Source organism: Amycolatopsis azurea DSM 43854, from assembly GCF_001995215.1.
Lineage (GTDB): Bacteria > Actinomycetota > Actinomycetes > Mycobacteriales > Pseudonocardiaceae > Amycolatopsis > Amycolatopsis azurea.
In genome coordinates this window covers 216470-234267 of record NZ_MUXN01000020.1, presented here as the reverse complement: position 1 = coordinate 234267, position 17798 = coordinate 216470, and the positions used below count along the sequence as shown (strand labels likewise).

Here is a 17798-nt window from a genome sequence, read left to right as displayed (position 1 = left end):
GCTCGTGAGTGGTGAGGACGGTCAGAACCGTCCTCACCACTCACGAGAGCGTCAGCTGGACCGCAGTACCGCCCACGCCCGGTGCAGTTCCGCGGTGAGACGGTCGATCTCGCGCTTCTGCGCGGCGACGGTCTCCGCCAGGTGGTCGAGGTGCCCCGCCTGCCCCGCCGCCTCGAACTGCATCTGCAGCACCCTGGTGTACAACGCGATCCGGTTGTTCTCCAGCGCGGCCAGCAGGTTCGACGACGTGAACGGCCGCAGCGCGCGCTGCAGCCCTTCGTCGGTATCGCGATCCGTCCGGTACAGGATGCCCATCCCGAAAACGGCGGGGACGAGTTCGAACCGCCATTCCGGATGCGCGGCCAGCGCGTCTTCGACGGCCGTCAAGACGCCGTTCCGCTCGCCACCGGCGTGCTCGGCGACGGTGAAGGCGCCCAATCCGACGAAGCCCGCCGGGGTGAGATCGTCGTGCCAGACCGTCGGCCCGTCTTCGCTCACCGGATGCCGGTCCGACTCGGCCAGCGCGGACGGTTCGTAGTACAGATCCCGCCTTCCCCACGGCCAGAGGACGTCGTGCATCGCGACGACGGCGTCCGGGGCGTGCTCCAGGATCCAGGCCAGTTCCTTCTCGACCACGGCGTAGTTGTGATCGCCGTCGAGGACGTAGAGATCGGCGACCGGCAGCTGCGGCAGGACTTCGGGCGACGGCACGGTGACCAGACGCAGCGCGTCATGGGCCTCGACCGTCTTCCGCACCCGTTCGGTGGGCGCGGGATCGACACAGTAGACCTCCGAGGCGCCGAGTTCCGCGTAGATCCCGCTGACCTGGCCGGACTCGACGCCGATCTCCACGACCGTGCGGATTTTCCGCCGCGCGAAGATGAGCTCGAAGATCTCCCGGAAGACCGACATGGAGTGCAGCAGGACCGGCGCGTTCCTGGCCGCCCTCGTCTGCGCGTGCGGGTCTTCCCTGGTGCCGAAGTCGAAATCCGTCACCTATTCCTCAGCTTCCTCACCGCGATCCTGGCGGCACCTACGGCGAGACCGGTCGGGCCGTGCTCACGCAGCTCGTCACGCACCTTCGCCGACAACCGCTGGGTGCGGCCGGCGGCGGGCATGCGGTGCCCGAGCCCGGAGCGGGACCGCGGAAGCATAGCGAACGCGACGGTCAGCTGGAACGAACTCACCGGAGCACCGGCGCGGGCCGCCAGCGGCAGCCAGATCGCGGCGAGCGGCGAGTGGAACTCGACCATGTTCGCGCCGAGCCAGGTGCAGTCCTCGTAGTGCACCCGGGCGAAGTCCTCGGGAGTGGTCCAGCGCAGCGTCTGGGGCCGTCCGCCCGCGATGACCCTCGCCTCGATCCAGTCGACGCGCACGAGAGCGGGCCTGCCCGGCACCGCCAGCGCGATCTCCTCGATGTCGGACGCCTCGACGTCCATCCGCGCGAACGACAGCCCGTTGTGGTTGATCCGCACGCGGCGGTCGGCGCCGTCGAACCACTCGCCCTCGGTGGTGCGGTACCGCACCGAAGTCGCGGAAGGCTCACCCGCCGGTTCGAACATCGCCGGGTCGATCACCCCGGCGCGCACCGCGCGGGCGGCCGCGCCCAGATGCGGGTCGGACGCCGCGAGGAGGGCGGGCCAGAACGAGTCCCGCATCCCCAGGTCGTCGAGGTCGCTCGGCGACAGGTACGGCACCGCCGGGACGAGGTCCTCCGGCAGGACACGGGTGACCATTTCGGAGCCGAAATTGTCCTCGTGCTCCCAGTTCCCGAACACCGACGCCTCTTCGGCGGTCGGCAGCTTCAGCGCGGAGACCAGGATGTTCGCCAGCCTGTCGCGGCCGATGCCGGTCAGGATCGGCCAGGACCCGTCCGACGCGGTCACGTAGCGGTTCCACTGGCTCTGGAAGGCCCGGATGCCGTCGTGGATGGCGGAGCGCTCGGCGTTCTGCGCGTCGCTTCCGGCGGCTACGCCAAGCACCGGCGTCCCGTCGTCCGCGAAGTCGATGAGCGAGCCGCACAGCGCGTTCACCGACTGCTCGAGCACCTCCGGGCTGCGCACGATCGCCCCGACGGTCTCCAGCGGATGTCCCGCCTGACCGAGGTAGCCTTCCGCGCGCAGACCCGCGAGCAGCACCCGCTCCGACCTGTTGTCGGTGGCCAGGTAGAGGCCCGCGGGAGCGATGTCGATCCCGGCCAGCCGCAGCACCCTGGCGAGCTGGAGCTGGATGGTGCCGCCCCAGCCGAGGTCCACGAGGGTGAGGTCCGGCCGGTCGAGGGCCCCGACCTCGCGCAGCGAGCGGATCAGCCGCTCCCGCGCGGCCGTCGCGGTGACGGCGAGGCGGTTGACCAGGTGTGGGGTTTCGGTCAGCGCGACGGCGAGGCGGCCGACGATCTCGTCGTTGTCCAGGACGGTGTCGAGGTCCTGCGCGAGATGCGGTACCTCACCGACCCTCAGGTGCAGCATCTCCAGCAGCTGCCGCACGGTCAGCTGATGGCGTTTCCGGACGAACTCGTGGATCGAGTGCCGGTCGGCGCTGTCCAGCGCGGCGATCGAGGTGACCTGCCGGGACAGCCACACCGGTTTGGCCTTGACGTCCCAGCCTCGCGCCCGGGCGGCGCTCTCGACCAGTTCGGCCAGCAGTTCGCCTTCCCGCATGGGGCACCACACGACCGGCGTACCGGCTTCATGGGCCTTACGGGCGACCCACTCCGCGAACCCGGTCATCACCGGGCCGATGACCGCGGCCCCGTACCGCCAGGCGAACCGGGTCGCCGAAGGTCCGCTGGGCGCGTGGGCCTTCAGGGTCTTCGCGCGGAGGCTGGTGAGCCCGAAGTCGCCGTCGACCGGGTCGAGGTCCGGGGAGTACGGCCCGAACGGGTCCTGCGGCTCCCCTTCGCGCTCGAGCAGCTCCACCAAAGCCTCGTCGGCCCGCTCGTAGTGCACCGTCCGGATCCCGAGCTCACCCGGGATCTCGACGTCGGCGACCGGGTTGTCACCGATGTGGAGCAGTTGCTCCGGCCTGCGGCCGAGATCCGACAGGACGATGTCCCACAGCCCGGACGCCTTGTCCAGCCCGTGCTCGTGGGACCGGAAGATCCGGGCGTCCTTGAGTGCCTCCAGCTCGGGCCGGTCCAGCAGGTGCCCCAGCTGCTCTTCGGTGAAGTAGGTGTCGGAGACCAGGACGACCGGGAGGTCGTTGTCCTTCGCCAGCCGGATGAGCTCGGCGATGTCGAGATCGACCTCGGTCAGCTCACGCTCCGCGTCGACCTCGGCACGCACGAGTTCGTCGAGAGTGGCGTCGGGGAACAGCGAAAGCGGCATCGCCCGCCAGATGCCGAAGAGCGAAACCTCGCTTCCGAGCGCCTCCTCCCCCCGTCCGCGAGATCCTTTCCGCCTTGACACGCATCCGGCGGAAATCGGCGTCCGAGATCCATTCCGGACATTTCCCCGCCTTCCGGAGGCGGGCGGCCACCAAGCCGAACACATCCGCCGGCCGCGGGGTCCGCCGCCAGAGGATCGTGTCGAAGATGTCGAACGAGACCGCGGCGCAGGATCGGTCGGCGATCCGCCGAGCGGCCTGTTCGAGCCCTGGATGGCCGGAAACCGCGTACTTCTGGTCTGTCATGAAACCCCCGGTAGAAAGGTCAGCCCTGTGGTCGGGAAGGCAACCAATACCCCCGAACAGTCTTCGCATCGTCCCCCGAACGGGTGACGTTACAGTAAAGTACAGGCTCGATCGACCGGGAGTCGGCCTGGAAACGACGAATCCGCGCCACCCATCAGGTGGCGCGGATTCTATCCGATGCGCGGGTCAGCCTCGCAGGTACTGGGAACCGCGAGTGACGGCCGACCAGGCGTCGACGGCACCGTGGCCGTAGAAGCCGTTGAACGAAGCGTCACCGGTGCAGGTCGCGGTGAACGACGCGTCCCGGCCTTCCTTCAGGTAGTCGACGGTCCGCGGCACCGGGCAGGCGATGTCCGAAGCCGTGCCCTCCAGCACCCGCTGCACCGCGTCCGGGTCCATCCCGAAGTCACGCGAACCCTTGCCGTACTGCGAAACGATGAGCGCCGCGACACCGGTCGCGTGCGGCGACGCCATCGACGTCCCCTGCAGCCACTGGTAGTAGCCGACGCGGCCGTCGGCGGCGGTCGCCTTCTGGACCCCGGCGGTGACACCGGCGGGAGTGATGTTCCCGGCCGCGTCGATGTTGCCTTCCGCGACGCCGACGTTGCGCGGGTACGTCGAGAGGATCTGGTTCTCGACCGTGCGGTACCACGGCGTGCCGAAGTAGTCACGGAAGTACCCACCAGGCGCGGAGACCGAGATCTGCTCGACGCCGTAGTTCGAGTAGTCCGCCTTCGCCTGCGAAGGACCGAAGGACGAGACGCCGATCGTGTGCGGGCCCTCGATGGGCAGCGAAAGGCAGCTGTTGTCGATCTGCCGCGGGTGCGTGCTGTTCGACGGGTAGCCCGGGCTCGATGCGTCCGGCTGCGGGGCGGCGAGGTCGCTGTGCTGGTTGCCCAGCGAGACGACCTGGGTGACGCCCTTGCGGTGCGCGTAGTTCAGCGCGCGGGTCGTCGCCTCGATGATGGTGCGCTGCTCCGCCTGCTGCGCCGGGGTGTCCGCGGGGTTCGCGGCACAGTTGTACAGCCACGGGTCCGTGAAGAAGGACATGTTGACGACGTCCACACCGGCGTCGCCGGCGTAGGTGATCGCGTCCACGGTCGGCTGCAGGAAGAAGAAGCCCGAGTCCTGCCCGGCGCGGATGTTCACCAGCGTCACGTTCGGCGCGACGCCCGAGACACCGAAACCGTTCGCGGCGGCGCCGATGGTGCCGGCGACGTGCGTGCCGTGCCCGTTGTCGTCGTGGTCCACCGGGTCGACACAGCCGCGGTATTCACACGGGCCGTCGACGACGGCACCGTTGACGTCGGCGACGATGTCCTTCGTGAAGTTCCGCGACGCCGCGCGGTCGAAGTTCGGCGCGATGTCGGGGTGGCTCGCGTCGACACCGGTGTCGATGATGCCGACCTTCACCCGCTTGTCACCGGGCTGCTCGGTGCGCGAGAGGTCCGAGCGGACCGACTTGAGGCCCCAGAGCTGATCGTCGAGCGGGTCCATGCCGACGGACTGCGGCTGCGCCGGTTTCTTCGCCGACTTGGCGCCCCGGCTCTCCTTCTCGACGACGTTCGGCTTGACCTTCGCCTTGCCGTCCTTCGGCGCGGTGCCGATCGGCTTCGCTTTGGCCGCGCCGAAAACCGAGCGGTCGGCGGAGACCCGTTCGGCGAAACCGTTGGCGGGCGCGGTCGCGGTGATCAGGCCGACCGCGGCGTTGCTGGTCACGACGGTGCCACCGGCGGCGCGGATCGCCCGTTCCACCGACGCGACGCTCTGCCCGTCACGCGCCAGGACGGAGAATTCGGTTGCGGCGCCGGAAAGCGCCGGCTGCGCGGACGCGACCGGAGTAGCGACGATCGCACCGAACAGCGGTACCGCGAGCGCGATCACGAGAGATCTGGGTCTTTTCACTTCCTGCCTCCTGAAGAAACGGTTCATGAAAACTACGTCAGCGTTCTCCACTTATCAAAGAAGTCCCCACTAAAGTCAGGGGACGACAGTTTTCTCCTCCGCGAAATGACAGGCGGACAAATGGCCACCGGACCGCGTGATCAATTCGGGTTCCTGATCCGCGCAGACGTCCTGAGCCTTCCAGCACCGGGTGCGGAACCGGCAGCCCGACGGCGGATCCAGCGGGCTGGGCACGTCGCCTTCCAGGCGGATCACCTGCCGCTGCCCGCGCAGCGCCGGATCCGCGACCGGAACCGCGGACAGCAGCGCCTGCGTGTACGGATGCGACGGGCGTTCGTAGATCTCCTCTTCCGTTCCCATTTCCACGATCTTGCCGAGATACATCACCGCGACACGCGTGGAAAGGTGACGGACAACGGACAGGTCGTGTGCGATGAAAACGTAGGAGAGGCCGAATTCCTTTTGCAGCTCGCCGAGCAGGTTCATCACCTGCGCCTGAATCGAGACGTCCAGCGCGGAAACCGGCTCGTCGCAGATGATGACCTTCGGCCGCAGCGCCAGCGCCCGCGCGATCCCGATGCGCTGACGCTGCCCGCCGGAGAACTGGTGCGGATAGCGGTTGATGTGCTCCGGGTTCAGCCCGACGACGTCGAGCAGCTCTCGCACCTTCGCCGCCCGCGATCCCTTCGGCGCCACCTCGGTGTGGATCTCGAAGGGTTCGCCGATGATGTCGCCGACCGTCATCCGCGGGTTCAGCGAGGTGTACGGATCCTGCAGCACGATCTGGATCTCGCGCCGCAGCTTCCTGAGTTCGGCTCCCCGCAGGGCGAAGATGTCACGGCCCTCGAAGGTCGCGAGCCCGCCCGTGGGTTCCTCCAGGCGCATCAGCACCTGGGCCAGCGTGGACTTGCCGCAACCGGATTCCCCCACCACGCCGAGGGTTTCCCCCGGCATGAGATCGAAGGAGACGCCGTCGACGGCCTTCACGTGGCCGATCGTGCGCTTGAACAGGATCCCGGCTCGCACCGGGAAGTACTTCACCAGGTTCTCGACCCGCAGAATGGGCTCAGACACGACCGCTCACCACCTCGTCGGCGAAGTGGCAGGCGCTGACCCGGCCGAAGCCGAGGGTGTGCAGGGCGGGCCGTTCGGTCTCGCACCGGCTCTCCGCCCGGGGACAGCGTGGATGGAACGGGCAGCCGGGCGGCACGTTCAGCAGGCTCGGCGGCAGGCCCTTGATGGTCTCCAGCGTCTGTCCTTTGAGATCGAGCCGCGGCAGCGAGGCCATCAGCGCCTCGGTGTAGGGATGCCCCGGCGAGCGGAACAACTCGGTGACGTCGGCCTGTTCGACGATCCGGCCCGCGTACATCACCGCGATCCGGTCGGCGACCTCGGCGACCACCGCCAGGTCGTGCGTGATCAGGATCAGGCCCATCCGCCGTTCGGCCTGGATCTCCGCCAGCAGGTCCATGATCTGGGCCTGCACGGTGACGTCGAGCGCGGTCGTCGGCTCGTCCGCGATCAGCAGATCCGGGTCGAGCGCGAGCGACATGGCGATCATCGCGCGCTGCCGCATCCCGCCCGAGAACTGGTGCGGGTACTCGCGGATCCGCCGGGCGGCGGCCGGGATGCGGACGATGTCGAGCAGTTCGATCGCCCGCTTACGAGCGTCCTTTTTGGACATGCCGAGCCGGACGGTCAGTTGTTCTTCGATCTGGAATCCCACGGTGAAGACCGGGTTCAAGGCGGAAAGAGCGTCCTGGAAGATCATCGCGATCTCCCCGCCCCGCACTTCACGACGCCGTTCTTCGGTGGCGGTGAGCAGATCCTCGCCGCGGTAGCGGACGGCCCCGCCGGTGACGACGGCGGGCGGGCTGTCCAGGATGCCCATCACCGTCTGCGCGGTCACGCTCTTGCCCGAACCCGATTCTCCCAGCACGGCAAGGGTTTCCCCGGCGTGCACGGAATAGTCGACCCCGTTGAGCACCGTCGCGACGCCGTCGGACGTGCGGAATTCGACGTGGAGGTCTTCCACCTCTAGCAGCACTTCGTCGGACACAGCCGATCACCGGGCCTTCGGGTCGAGCGCGTCGCGGATCCCGTCACCGAGCATGACGAACGCGAGCACGGTGATGGTGACGAAACCGGCCGGGAACAACAGCATGTGCGGGTTCACCCGAAAGTAGTCCCGCGCGTCGCTGATCATCACGCCCCACGAGACGACCGGTGGCCGCACACCGACGCCGAGGTACGCCAGCGTCGCCTCCGCGCCGATGAACGCGCCGAGCGCGATGGTCCCGTAGACCAGCACCGGCGCGACCGTGTTGGGCAGCAGGTGCCGGAACACGATGCGCGGCGTGCTCGCGCCGAGCCCGCGCGCGGCCTTGACGTAGTCGAGCTGTTTGGCCACCAGGGTCGCCGACCGCATGATGCGCATCGCCACCGGCCAGCTCAGCGCCGCGATCGACACGACCACCTGCACGATGATCGTGACCGCGCCCGGATTCGAGCCGGGGGCGTTGAACGTGGTCAGGATGACGATCGCGCCGAGCACGAACGGCAGCGCGGCGAAGATGTCGCCCACCCGCGAGAACAGGCTGTCGACGAGACGGCCGTAGTACCCGGCCACGATCCCGACCACCGAGCCGATCAGGATCGTCAGCACCGTCGCGAAGACACCAACCAGCAGCGACGCCCGCGCGCCGTGGATGGTCCGCGCGTAGACGTCGTAACCCTGGTTGTCGTAACCGAACCAGGCGTCCGCGGACGGTCCTTCGTTGGCGTGGAGCAGATCGCTGAACCCGGCGGGCCGGGAACTGAACAGGTCGGGCGCGATCGCGATGAGCACGACGAGCGCGATGATGACGGCGGAGATGATGAACGACGGCCGCTTGCGCAGCATCCGCCAGGCGTCGCCGCCGAGGCTGCGCGGTTTGTGCGCCACCGCGGAATCGTCGGCGACTCCGGCGCTCGCGACGTCCACAGAGGACACGCCGCCGGCCACGTTGGGGTCAGTCATAACGGATCCTCGGGTCGAGAACGGCATAGAGCAGGTCGACGATGAGACTCACCAGCAGGTAGACCATCACCAGCAGGACGACGACGCCGGTGACGGTGGCGCCCTCCCGGTTCTGGATACCGCGGAAGATGAGCCCGCCGATGCCGTTGATGTTGAACACGCCTTCGGTGACGATGGCCCCGCCCATGAGCGCGCCGATGTCGGTGCCGATGAAGGTCAGCACCGGGATCACCGAGTTCCGGAGCAGGTGCACCCCGACGACCCGGCTGCGCGGCTGGCCTTTCGCGACGGCCGTGCGGACGTAGTCGGCGTGCCTGTTCTCGGCGATGCTCGTTCTGGTCAGCCGGGCGATGTAGGCCATGGACAGACTGCCGAGCGCGATCCCCGGCACGATCAGTTCGCCGATCGTGGCGTCCTCGGACACGCTCGCGTCGATGATCCCCAGTTCCGAACCGAGGACGATCTGGAGCACGATCGCGGTGACGAACACCGGGATCGAGATCAGGAACGTGGTGGACATCAGCACGAGGTTGTCGAGGAAACCCTTGCCGCGCAGGCCGGTCAGGATGCCCGCGGACAGGCCGATGATCGCTTCGATGGCCACCGCGATGAGCGCGAGCCGGACGGTCACCGGATAGGCGTTCCCGATCAGCTCGCCGACCGAGACGCCGTTGAAGGTCTCGCCCCAGTCGCCGGTGAACAGGTTGCCGAGGTACTTGAAGTACTGGACGAAGATCGAATCGTCGAGGTTGAACTTGTCGGTCATCATCTCGATGTAGGCGGGCGGGCAGGCGACCTGACCGCATTTGCCGGCGAACGGGTCACCGGGCACCGCCCACACGAGGGCGTAGATGAGGAACGTCGTGCCGAAGAAGACCGGGATGAGTTGGAGTAGGCGTCGAAGGATGTACTGGGGCATGGGCGTGCCGTCCTGGGGATCGCGTGGTGGGAGCCGTGGGTCCGGCAGGCCGGGAGCGGTGCGCTCCCGGCCTGCGCGACCACGCGATTACTTCGCCGCGACCTCGATGGACGAGTAGTCCGCGAGACGACCGAAGTCGAGCTTCGCGGTCTTCAGGCGGTTCGACTTGCCGCCGACGCCCTTCTCCTCCCACACGGGGATCTGCGGCAGATCCTTCGCGATCAGGTCCTCGGCCTGCTGGTACAGCTTGATCGCGGCCGCCTTGTCGGCGGTCTGGTCCGCCTGGGTCAGCAGCGCGTCGACGGCCGGGTTGTTGTACGTGGAGTCGTTCGACGAACCGGTGCTCTTGTAGCGCGGGTTCAGGTAGTTCTCGATCGACGGGTAGTCGGCAGACCAGTCGGAGCGGCCCATGCCGGTCAGCTGGCGGTTGTTGACGATGCTGCGCCACTGCCCGAAGTCGGTCGCCGGCACGAAGTCGCATTCGACGCCGAGCGCGTTCTTGATGCTGTTGCACGCCGCGACCAGCGGCTCCTTGCGGCCACCGTCGGCGTTCGACGCGATGGTCAGCTTGCCGGTGAAGCCGGACTTCGCGAAGAGCTCCTTGGCCTTGGCCGGATCGAACTTGCAGAACTCGCCGCAGACACCGGGCCGGTAACCCTCGATACCGCGCGACACGTAGCCGTCGGCGGGCGCGTAGGTGTCGTTCATGACGGTCTTGACGATCTGCTCGCGGTCGATGGCCAGCGAGATCGCCTTGCGCAGGTCGAGGTTGTTGTAGCCCGGGACGTAGTACGGGAGCGCGAGCGCGCTGATGCCGAGCAGGTTCCCTTCGACCAGGCGCTGACCGAGGTCGGCCTTGTACTTACCGCCTGCCTTGGCCGAGGGCGGGAGCGCCTCCATGAAGTCGAGGCGGTTGCTCAGCAGATCCTGGTACGCGGTCTCCTGGCTGGTGTAGATGCGGACTTCCAGGTCCTTGAACTTGACCTTGTCCTCGCCCTGGTACTCGTCGAAGCGGGTGAGCTTCATGTTCTGGTTGGGCGTGCGCGAAACGAACTTCAGCGGTCCGTTTCCGATGGGGGCCTTGGCGAACGCCTCCGGGTCGGCGAAGAACTTGTCCGGCAGTGGAGCGAAGGCGAGGTAGCCGATCTTGGTGGCGAACACCGAGAACGGGCCCTTGAGGGTGACCTGGAACTCGTAGTCGTTCACGACCTTGAGCCCGGACATCTCCTTGACGGCGGGCTCCTTGGCGCTGATCTCGTCGTAGCCCTGGATCTGCTCGAAGAACGACGCGTTCTGCATGCCGTTCTTGCCGTTCGCGCTGTAGTTCCAGGCGTCGACGAAGTTCTTGGCCTTGACCTCGGTCCCGTCGTGGAACTTCCAGCCCTTTTTGATCTTGATGTCGAAGACCTTCGAATCGGTCGTGGTGATCGATTCGGCCATCAGGTTGTACGGCTCGGCGGTGTCGGATTTGTAGCCGACCAGCGCCGAGAAGACCGGCTTGAGCGCCTTGGACCCACCGAGTTCGTTGGTGTTGGCGGGAATCAGCGAGTTCTCCGGCTCGGTGCCGTAGACCGAGACCGCCGCGTTGGCGTCAGCGGCGCCGGATCCCTTGTCGTCCTTGGATCCACCACCCCCACAGGCCGTCAGCAGCAGGGCCGCCGTGGCCACCACCGCCGTCGCTCCCCAGAACCCGCGTGAAGCCCGCATGTCCCCTCCAACTCTCGTCGTCGGATAGTCCGGCGAGCGCTGGTCGCGCCCCACCGCCCAGAAGGTGAGACGACGCTATGGGACAGGTGAAGGCGATCACAGTGCGTTGGTGTTGCAAATGGGTGACGGTATCCGGGACCACCCGGTCAGAGCACAACCTTGGTAGGAACCAGGCTGCGCCGAATGGTCTAATCCGGACTGGAGGTCACCACTTGATCACCGAAAGAAATGGCTTCACGCAAGAGAAAACCGGGCTGTCAAGCCAGTGACAGCGCGATCCCGTCGAGGATGTCGTGCTCGGAGATCACCAGCTCGTCGGGACCACCGCGCGTGGCGAACTGTTCGGCCAGCACCTGCACGATCACCGAGCCGCCGCCGATCACGTCGACCCGGCCGGGGTGGATCACCGGGTTCGCGGCACGGGTCACGTGGTCGGCCGTGAGCAGCGACCGCGCGACACGGTCGATGTCGGCGTGGGAAAGCTTCGAAAGGTGGGTTCGCTCGGAGTCGTACTCCGACAGTCCCTGTGCGACGGCCGTCAAGGTCGTGACCGTCCCGGCGACACCGATCCACGTCTTGGCGGTGGACACGTCCACGACGTCGAAGGCCTCGGTGAGCACCTTGGCGGCCAGCTCGCGCGCTTCGGCGATCTCGCCGTCGGTCGGCGGGTCGGACTTCAGTGCGCGTTCGGTGATCCGCACACAGCCGATGTCGACCGACTTGGCCGCGATCACCTCGGCCTGGCGGCCGTCCCAGGTCCCGACCACGAGTTCGGTCGAGCCGCCGCCGACGTCGACCACCACGAAAGGACCGTCGTCGGGGTCTTGCTCGCCGACGGCGCCGGTGAAGGACAGCCGCGCCTCTTCGTCGCCGCTGATGACTTCGGCCTCGGTACCGAGCACCTCGCGCGTCATGGCGAAGAACTCGTCACGGTTGCTCGCGTCGCGGGTCGCCGACGTCGCGACCATGCGGACCTTCTCCACGCCCTTGCGGCGCGCGGCGACCGTGTAGTCGGCCAGCGCCTTGCGGGTGCGCTCGAGCGCCTCGGGGGCCAGCTTGCCGGTGGCGTCCACACCCTGGCCGAGGCGGACGATCCGCATCTCGCGGTGCAGGTCGCGCAGGTCGACCGTCCCGTCGTGACGGGGCGTCAGCTCGGCGACGAGCAGGCGGATGGAGTTGGTCCCACAGTCGATCGCGGCTACACGAGGCATGCGTTCAGGGTAGTCAATGCGATCAGGTGGGTTTGGTGCTGGCGCTCCCTGACGACGTCACGGTGGTCGTCGTCGTGGTCGTCGTCGGCGAGGTGCACGTCGACGGCGGCGGAGTCGTGGTCGTGGGGCTCGCGCTCGACGTGGTCGGGTGTGTCTCCGTGACGGTGACCGTCGGGCACTGCGGCGGCTTCGAGCTTGTCGTCGGTGACGAGGACGACGAACCCGAGTTGCTCGGCGGCAGCGAACTCGACGGCGGCGGTGTCACCGAACCGGGCGGCGTCGACGGCAGCGGGGGCGGCGGCACCGAGGCGGGCGGCGGAGCGGCCGCGGCGTTCGGGGCGCCGACGGGCACCTTGCTGTCCGGTGTCGGCATCACTCCCGTGCGGTAGGCCTCGGCCCAGATCAGCACGGTGTTCACGTAGGTCTCGGAGTTGTTGTAGCGGAACACGGCCGCGCGCAACTGGTCCGGTTTGGACAGATCGAGCCCGCCGGAGCACAGGTAGCGGCCGGTGCCCAGTGCCGCGTCGAAGATGTTGTTCGGATTGGACTCGCCGTCGCCGTTGCCGTCGGAGGCGTAGCGGGCCCAGGTCGACGGGATGAACTGCGTCGGGCCGACGGCGCGGTCCCAGACCGTGTCGCCGTCGTACTTACCGCCGTCGGTGTCCGGAATGGCCGCGAACGGCCCGGCGCCGTTGAGCTGCGGGCCCAGAATGGGTTCGAGGGTGTTGCCCATGGCGTCGACGAAACCGCCGCGCGCGTGGTTGGACTCGATCCGGCCGATGCTGGCGATCAGCGCCCAGTCGATGTGGCAGCCGGGCTGTTCGGCGATGAGGATGTCGGCGGCTTTGCGGTACGCGGTGAGCGCGGTGACCGGGATGCCGAGCGGACCGTTGGGGAGTTCGTCCGCGGGGAGCGGGAGCGGGGTGGGCGCGTTCGGCAGGCTGCCGTCGACACCGATCTGCTGGACGAGCGGGTTCTTCGGGTCATAGCCGCCGACGAGGGCGACGTTGTCGGTCTGGACCGTGCTCGCCGTCGCGGCCCAGCTGCCGGCACCGACGACCGCGGCACCGGCCGGGACGATGGCGAGGACACCTCCGGTCACCGCGGCGATCGTGCGGTGCCGAAGACAGAGTCTCCGGACATGACCGGTCACCGCGCCTGGCACGTGCCTCACGCGCATACCTCAGAACCCTCCCGGCGGATCGCGGCCCGCGATCCGGTACTTCCCCACCCCGACAACGCTCGACCGTGCCCAGCCTGCCGCATACGGTGACCGGTTTCACCCCATAGGGGAGGACCAGTTTGCCGACAAAGGGTGAATTAACCCACCTGGAGGAACTATCTGTGCACCGGGCGTCGGCGTTACCCCTGGCAGTCGCCCGACGGCCATCCGTTGGCCTTGAGCAGGGCGAGGGTTTCGTCGCCGAACGGGTTCACGCCGGGGCCGACGGCGAGCGTGTGCGCCAGGTGGACGTGCAGGCATTTGACGCGGCCGGGCATCCCGCCCGCGCTGACCTCGTGGCCGAGCGAGTCGATGGCGTCGCGTTCGGCGAGGTAGCTCTCGTGGGTCTTCTGGTAGGCGGCCGCCAGCTCGGGGTCCTCCGCGAGCCGGTCGGTCATCTCCTTCATCAGCCCGGACGCCTCGAGCGTGCCGACCATCGACGTCAGCTTCGGGCAGGTCAAGTAGTAGAGCGTCGGGAACGGGGTGCCGTCGTCGAGGCGGGGGCTGGTCTGCACGACCGACGGGTGGCCGCTCGGGCAGCGCGCGGCGACGGCGCGCAGCGCACGGGGCGCCCGGCCGAGCTGTTCCGCGATGATCTCGCGGTCGGCGTCGGTCACAGGCTCGTATGAAGACTTTTCCGTGCTGTTCACGCCCATAAGGCTAAAGGGAGAGCCTCAGCCGCCCGCGACCTGATCCCACAGCTTCTCGTACCAGGAGCCCGCGGGCACCGGCTGCTGACCTTGCGGCTGGCCTTGCTCGGGCGCCTTGTCGTCGGGGAGCTGCACGATGTACGGCGTCTCGCCGGGCTTCACGAAACCGAAGCGCTTACGGGCCTCGGCCTCGATCTGCGCGGGGTCGCTCAGCTCGGCCTTGCGGCCTTCCAGCTGGGCGACGCTCCGCTGCAGTTCGGACTGCATCTGCTGCTGCTCGTTCACCTCGGACTTCTGGCTGAGGTACGTGCGCAGCGGGACGGCGATGGTGAACGCGAGCGCGCACACCACGATCGCCACCACCGCGGCCCGGCGGGTGGTGGACATGCCGAGCACCTTCGCGGCACCCGATGCCCTTTTCGCCGCCAGGCTGCGGCGCAGCCGGGTTCGGGCGCGGACCTCGTTCGTCGTCGTGCGGCGGGCACTCTCCGGACGGCGGCCCCTGCCGGAGCCGCCTCCGTCCGCACGCCCGCTACGACGGGTCCGCGCCCTCCCCCGGTCTGCCATGGCTGGTTACCCCTCGGCGCTGAACCGCGGGAACGCGAGGTCGCCGGCGTAGCGCGCCGCGTCGGCGAGGGTCTCCTCGATGCGGAGCAGCTGGTTGTACTTGGCGATCCGCTCGCCACGAGCCGGGGCGCCGGTCTTGATCTGGCCGACACCGGTCGCGACGGCCAGGTCCGCGATGAAGGTGTCCTCGGTCTCGCCGGACCGGTGGCTCATCATCGACTTGTAGCCGTACGAGGTGGCCAGCGAGATCGCGTCGAGGGTCTCCGACAGCGTGCCGATCTGGTTGACCTTCACCAGCAGCGCGTTGGCGGCGCGGCGGGTGATGCCCTCTTCGAGGCGGTCCGGGTTGGTGACGAACAGGTCGTCGCCGACGATCTGGACCTTCTCGCCGACCTCGGCGGTCAGCTGGACCCAGCCGTCCCAGTCGTCCTCGCTCAGCGGGTCCTCGATGGACACGAGCGGGTAGTCGCGCAGCAGTTCGGCGTAGTAGGCCGACATCTGCTCGGCGCTCTTCTTCGCGCCTTCGAAGGTGTACGCGCCGTCGGAGAAGAACTCGGTCGCGGCGACGTCGAGCGCGAGCGCGACGTCACGGCCCGGGGCGTACCCGGCCTTCTCGATCGCCTGAAGGATCAGGTCGAGCGCTTCGCGGTTGTTCTTCAGGCTGGGCGCGAAGCCGCCTTCGTCGCCGAGGCCGGTGGACAGGCCGCGGCCCTTCAGGACCGACTTCAGCGAGTGGTAGACCTCGGTGCCCCAGCGCAGGGCCTCGCGGAACGACTCGGCGCCGATCGGCGCGATCATGAATTCCTGGATGTCCACGTCGGTGTCGGCGTGCGCGCCACCGTTGAGGATGTTCAGCATCGGCACCGGCAGCACGTGCGCGTTCGGCCCGCCGAGGTAGCGGAACAGTTCCAGCTCGGCCGATTCGGCGGCGGCCTTCGCGACGGCGAGCGAAACGCCGAGGATGGCGTTCGCGCCGAGGCGGGACTTCGCCGGGGTGCCGTCGAGGTCGACGAGCTTCTGGTCGACGATGCGCTGGTCGACGGCTTCGGTGCCGACCAGGTCCGGGCCGATCTCGTCCAAGACGGCCGCGACCGCGCGCTCGACACCCTTGCCGTTGTACCGGCCGGTGTCGCCGTCACGCAGCTCGACGGCTTCGTGTTCGCCGGTGGACGCACCCGAGGGGACCGCGGCCCGCGCCAGCGTGCCGTCGTCGAGAGCCACCTCCACTTCGACCGTCGGGTTGCCTCGCGAGTCCAGAATCTCGCGAGCGCCTACCTGCTCGATGAGCGCCACGCCATGCTCCTCATGTGGGTCGTGCCTGCGGTGACGGGGCCCAGCCTAGCCGTCGGCGCAGTTCACCCGTTGGAGGCACGCGCCACAGTGGGCTATTCCGCGGCTGGTTCACCTGCGCGGACTTCCCGCCAGCCCGACGGAAGCTCGACGGTGTCGGAGAACTGCTGCCAGAAAGTCCAGCTGTTGCCGCCGATGTCGGAGACGGTGAACACGCGGGCGCCGTAGGGCTGGTCCTGAGGTGCGTCGAGGTCGGCGTCGTCGCCGAGCGCCGCGCGGACCCGCTCGTACTGCGCGTCGGCGTCGGAGACGTAGATGATGTTCAACTGGCCGACCGGGCCGTCGACGCCCTTGGCCTGCCAGTACTCGGGGCCGACCCCGGCCAGCTGGATCTTGGCCGGGCCGGCGCACAGGGTGGCCTGGAACACCTCTCCGGAGGCGTCGGCGAAGCGCACTTCCTCGGTGAACCCGAACACTCTGACCAGCCACGCGACCGCCTCGGTGGCGTCGGCGTAGTAGAGGTACGGCGCGAGCCCGAGGTATCCGGGCTCGTTTTCGGGCCTATCCGCTTCGGCGCTGCTCATGGCAGGACAGTCCACCATGACCGTTTCAGCAGTCGAGATCGGCCCTGCCCCGGCGTATCGTGGAGCGGACCATGATGGATGCCGAACCCGCCCCAGAACCCGGTCAGGACTCGTCCGGTGAGTCTCGGTTCCGTGCCTTCCGACAGGCGGAGGCGCTGGTCGAAAGCCGCAGGCCGCTCGACGCGCTCAAAGCCCTCGAGCCCCTGCTGGAGGAAGAGACCGACAAACCGAGTGTCCAGTTGCTGGCAGGCCGCGCGTACTTCCACTCCGCTCAGTTGCGGCGGGCCGAACGCGCCTTCACCCGGGTGCTGGAACTGGATCCGACCGATCATTACGCGCGGTTCGTGCTCGGACGGACCCTCCAGCGCCTCGGCCGGTTGACCGAGGCGCTCGCGCAGATGCGGATCGCGTCGGCGATGCATCCGATCCCGGAGTATCTGGAAGCGATCAGCGAGGTCAGCGCGCGGATCGCGTTGCGCGACTGACCTGCCCGCCGTCGTCGCGGGAGCAAGGGACCTTTGCTCTCATTTGGACCTGGCCCGCAGGTGGGCGCGCTCGCCCTGTTTGCCGAACAGCACCAGCAGTTCCACCGGCCCCGGCCCCGCGCTCCCGAACCAGTGCGGCACCCGCGTGTCGAACTCCGCGGCCTCGCCGGGACCCATCGTGAAGTCACGGTCGCCGAGCAGCGCCCGCAACCGTCCACTGAGGACGTACATCCACTCGTAGCCCTCGTGCGTCCGTTGCACCGGCTCGATGTCCTCGACCGGGATCAGCAGTTTGAACGCCTGCGGCTGGCCCGGCTGCGCGGTCAGCGCCCAGGCGGTGAACCTGCCGAACTTCTGCGCTTTCATCCGGACCCGCGGATCGGACGGCTCGGGTTCGCCGACCAGTTCGTCCAGCGGGACCTGATGCGCCGCCGACAGCGTGAGCAACAGCTCGAGGGTGGCCTTCCGGGTGCCCGATTCGAGCCGCGAGAGCGTGCTGGCGGAGATCCCCGTCGTCTCCGAGAGCGCGGAGAGGGTGGTGCCGCGTTCCTTGCGAAGCCGCTTGAGCTTGGGGCCGACCTCGGCGAGCCGTCGTTCGATGTCCTCCAT

Annotated in this window: 16 protein-coding genes; 1 reads left to right on the top strand and 15 read right to left on the bottom strand. The window is 68.3% G+C overall.

Features of this window, described 5'->3' with window-relative positions; genetic code table 11:
• Nucleotides 1-51: 51 nt before the first annotated feature.
• The 14 genes from B0293_RS26310 to B0293_RS26245 all read right to left on the bottom strand — a co-directional run bounded on the left by B0293_RS26310 (nt 52) and on the right by B0293_RS26245 (nt 16704).
• Nucleotides 52-996 (bottom strand): class I SAM-dependent methyltransferase, encoded by a 945-nt coding sequence (locus B0293_RS26310; RefSeq protein ID WP_005155791.1) that lies wholly within the window; start codon nt 994-996, stop codon nt 52-54.
• On the bottom strand, nt 993-3326 hold the full coding sequence (locus tag B0293_RS26305; RefSeq protein ID WP_052014413.1) for an HAD family hydrolase: 2334 nt from the start codon (nt 3324-3326) through the stop codon (nt 993-995). Before B0293_RS26305 ends, B0293_RS26310 begins: the two co-directional genes overlap by 4 nt.
• A 490-nt stretch (nt 3327-3816) precedes the next feature.
• Nucleotides 3817-5562, bottom strand: a complete 1746-nt coding sequence (locus tag B0293_RS26300) for a S8 family peptidase (RefSeq protein WP_005155789.1) — start codon at nt 5560-5562, stop codon at nt 3817-3819.
• 48 nt (nt 5563-5610) lie between these two features.
• Nucleotides 5611-6609: an ABC transporter ATP-binding protein gene (locus B0293_RS26295; protein ID WP_005155788.1), complete on the bottom strand. Its 999-nt coding sequence runs from the start codon at nt 6607-6609 to the stop codon at nt 5611-5613.
• Entirely contained in the window at nt 6602-7594 is a 993-nt protein-coding gene (locus B0293_RS26290) for an ABC transporter ATP-binding protein (protein WP_005155787.1), read from the bottom strand. The genes B0293_RS26295 and B0293_RS26290 overlap by 8 nt, the downstream gene beginning before the upstream one ends.
• A gap of 6 nt (nt 7595-7600) precedes the next feature.
• On the bottom strand, nt 7601-8554 hold the full coding sequence (locus B0293_RS26285; protein ID WP_005155786.1) for an ABC transporter permease: 954 nt from the start codon (nt 8552-8554) through the stop codon (nt 7601-7603).
• Nucleotides 8547-9473: an ABC transporter permease gene (locus tag B0293_RS26280; protein WP_005155785.1), complete on the bottom strand. Its 927-nt coding sequence runs from the start codon at nt 9471-9473 to the stop codon at nt 8547-8549. Before B0293_RS26280 ends, B0293_RS26285 begins: the two co-directional genes overlap by 8 nt.
• Nucleotides 9474-9560: 87 nt before the next feature.
• On the bottom strand, nt 9561-11180 hold the full coding sequence (locus B0293_RS26275; protein ID WP_039917333.1) for a peptide ABC transporter substrate-binding protein: 1620 nt from the start codon (nt 11178-11180) through the stop codon (nt 9561-9563).
• Nucleotides 11181-11437: 257 nt separating this feature from the next.
• Complete coding sequence (locus B0293_RS26270; protein ID WP_005155783.1) at nt 11438-12391, bottom strand: Ppx/GppA phosphatase family protein; 954 nt, start codon at nt 12389-12391, stop codon at nt 11438-11440.
• Nucleotides 12392-12413: 22 nt separating this feature from the next.
• A complete protein-coding gene (locus B0293_RS26265; protein WP_039917331.1) occupies nt 12414-13571 on the bottom strand; it encodes a lytic transglycosylase domain-containing protein in 1158 nt (385 codons plus the stop codon).
• 182 nt (nt 13572-13753) lie between these two features.
• The gene (locus B0293_RS26260; RefSeq protein WP_400838478.1) at nt 13754-14269 is read right to left on the bottom strand and encodes a DUF501 domain-containing protein; all 516 of its coding nucleotides are present in this window, start codon (nt 14267-14269) and stop codon (nt 13754-13756) included.
• 18 nt (nt 14270-14287) lie between these two features.
• Nucleotides 14288-14650: an FtsB family cell division protein gene (locus tag B0293_RS26255; protein WP_085939641.1), complete on the bottom strand. Its 363-nt coding sequence runs from the start codon at nt 14648-14650 to the stop codon at nt 14288-14290.
• 186 nt (nt 14651-14836) lie between these two features.
• Nucleotides 14837-16123: a phosphopyruvate hydratase gene (gene eno / locus B0293_RS26250; protein WP_005155779.1), complete on the bottom strand. Its 1287-nt coding sequence runs from the start codon at nt 16121-16123 to the stop codon at nt 14837-14839.
• Nucleotides 16124-16215: 92 nt separating this feature from the next.
• A complete protein-coding gene (locus B0293_RS26245) occupies nt 16216-16704 on the bottom strand; it encodes a VOC family protein (RefSeq protein ID WP_005155778.1) in 489 nt (162 codons plus the stop codon).
• A 71-nt stretch (nt 16705-16775) separates the two neighbouring features.
• On the opposite strand from B0293_RS26245, the gene B0293_RS26240 reads away from it, so the two are divergent.
• Entirely contained in the window at nt 16776-17189 is a 414-nt protein-coding gene (locus B0293_RS26240) for a tetratricopeptide repeat protein (protein WP_005155777.1), read from the top strand.
• Nucleotides 17190-17228: 39 nt separating this feature from the next.
• Here B0293_RS26240 and B0293_RS26235 read toward each other — a convergent pair whose 3' ends face one another.
• Nucleotides 17229-17798, bottom strand: a complete 570-nt coding sequence (locus B0293_RS26235) for a helix-turn-helix domain-containing protein (protein ID WP_005155775.1) — start codon at nt 17796-17798, stop codon at nt 17229-17231.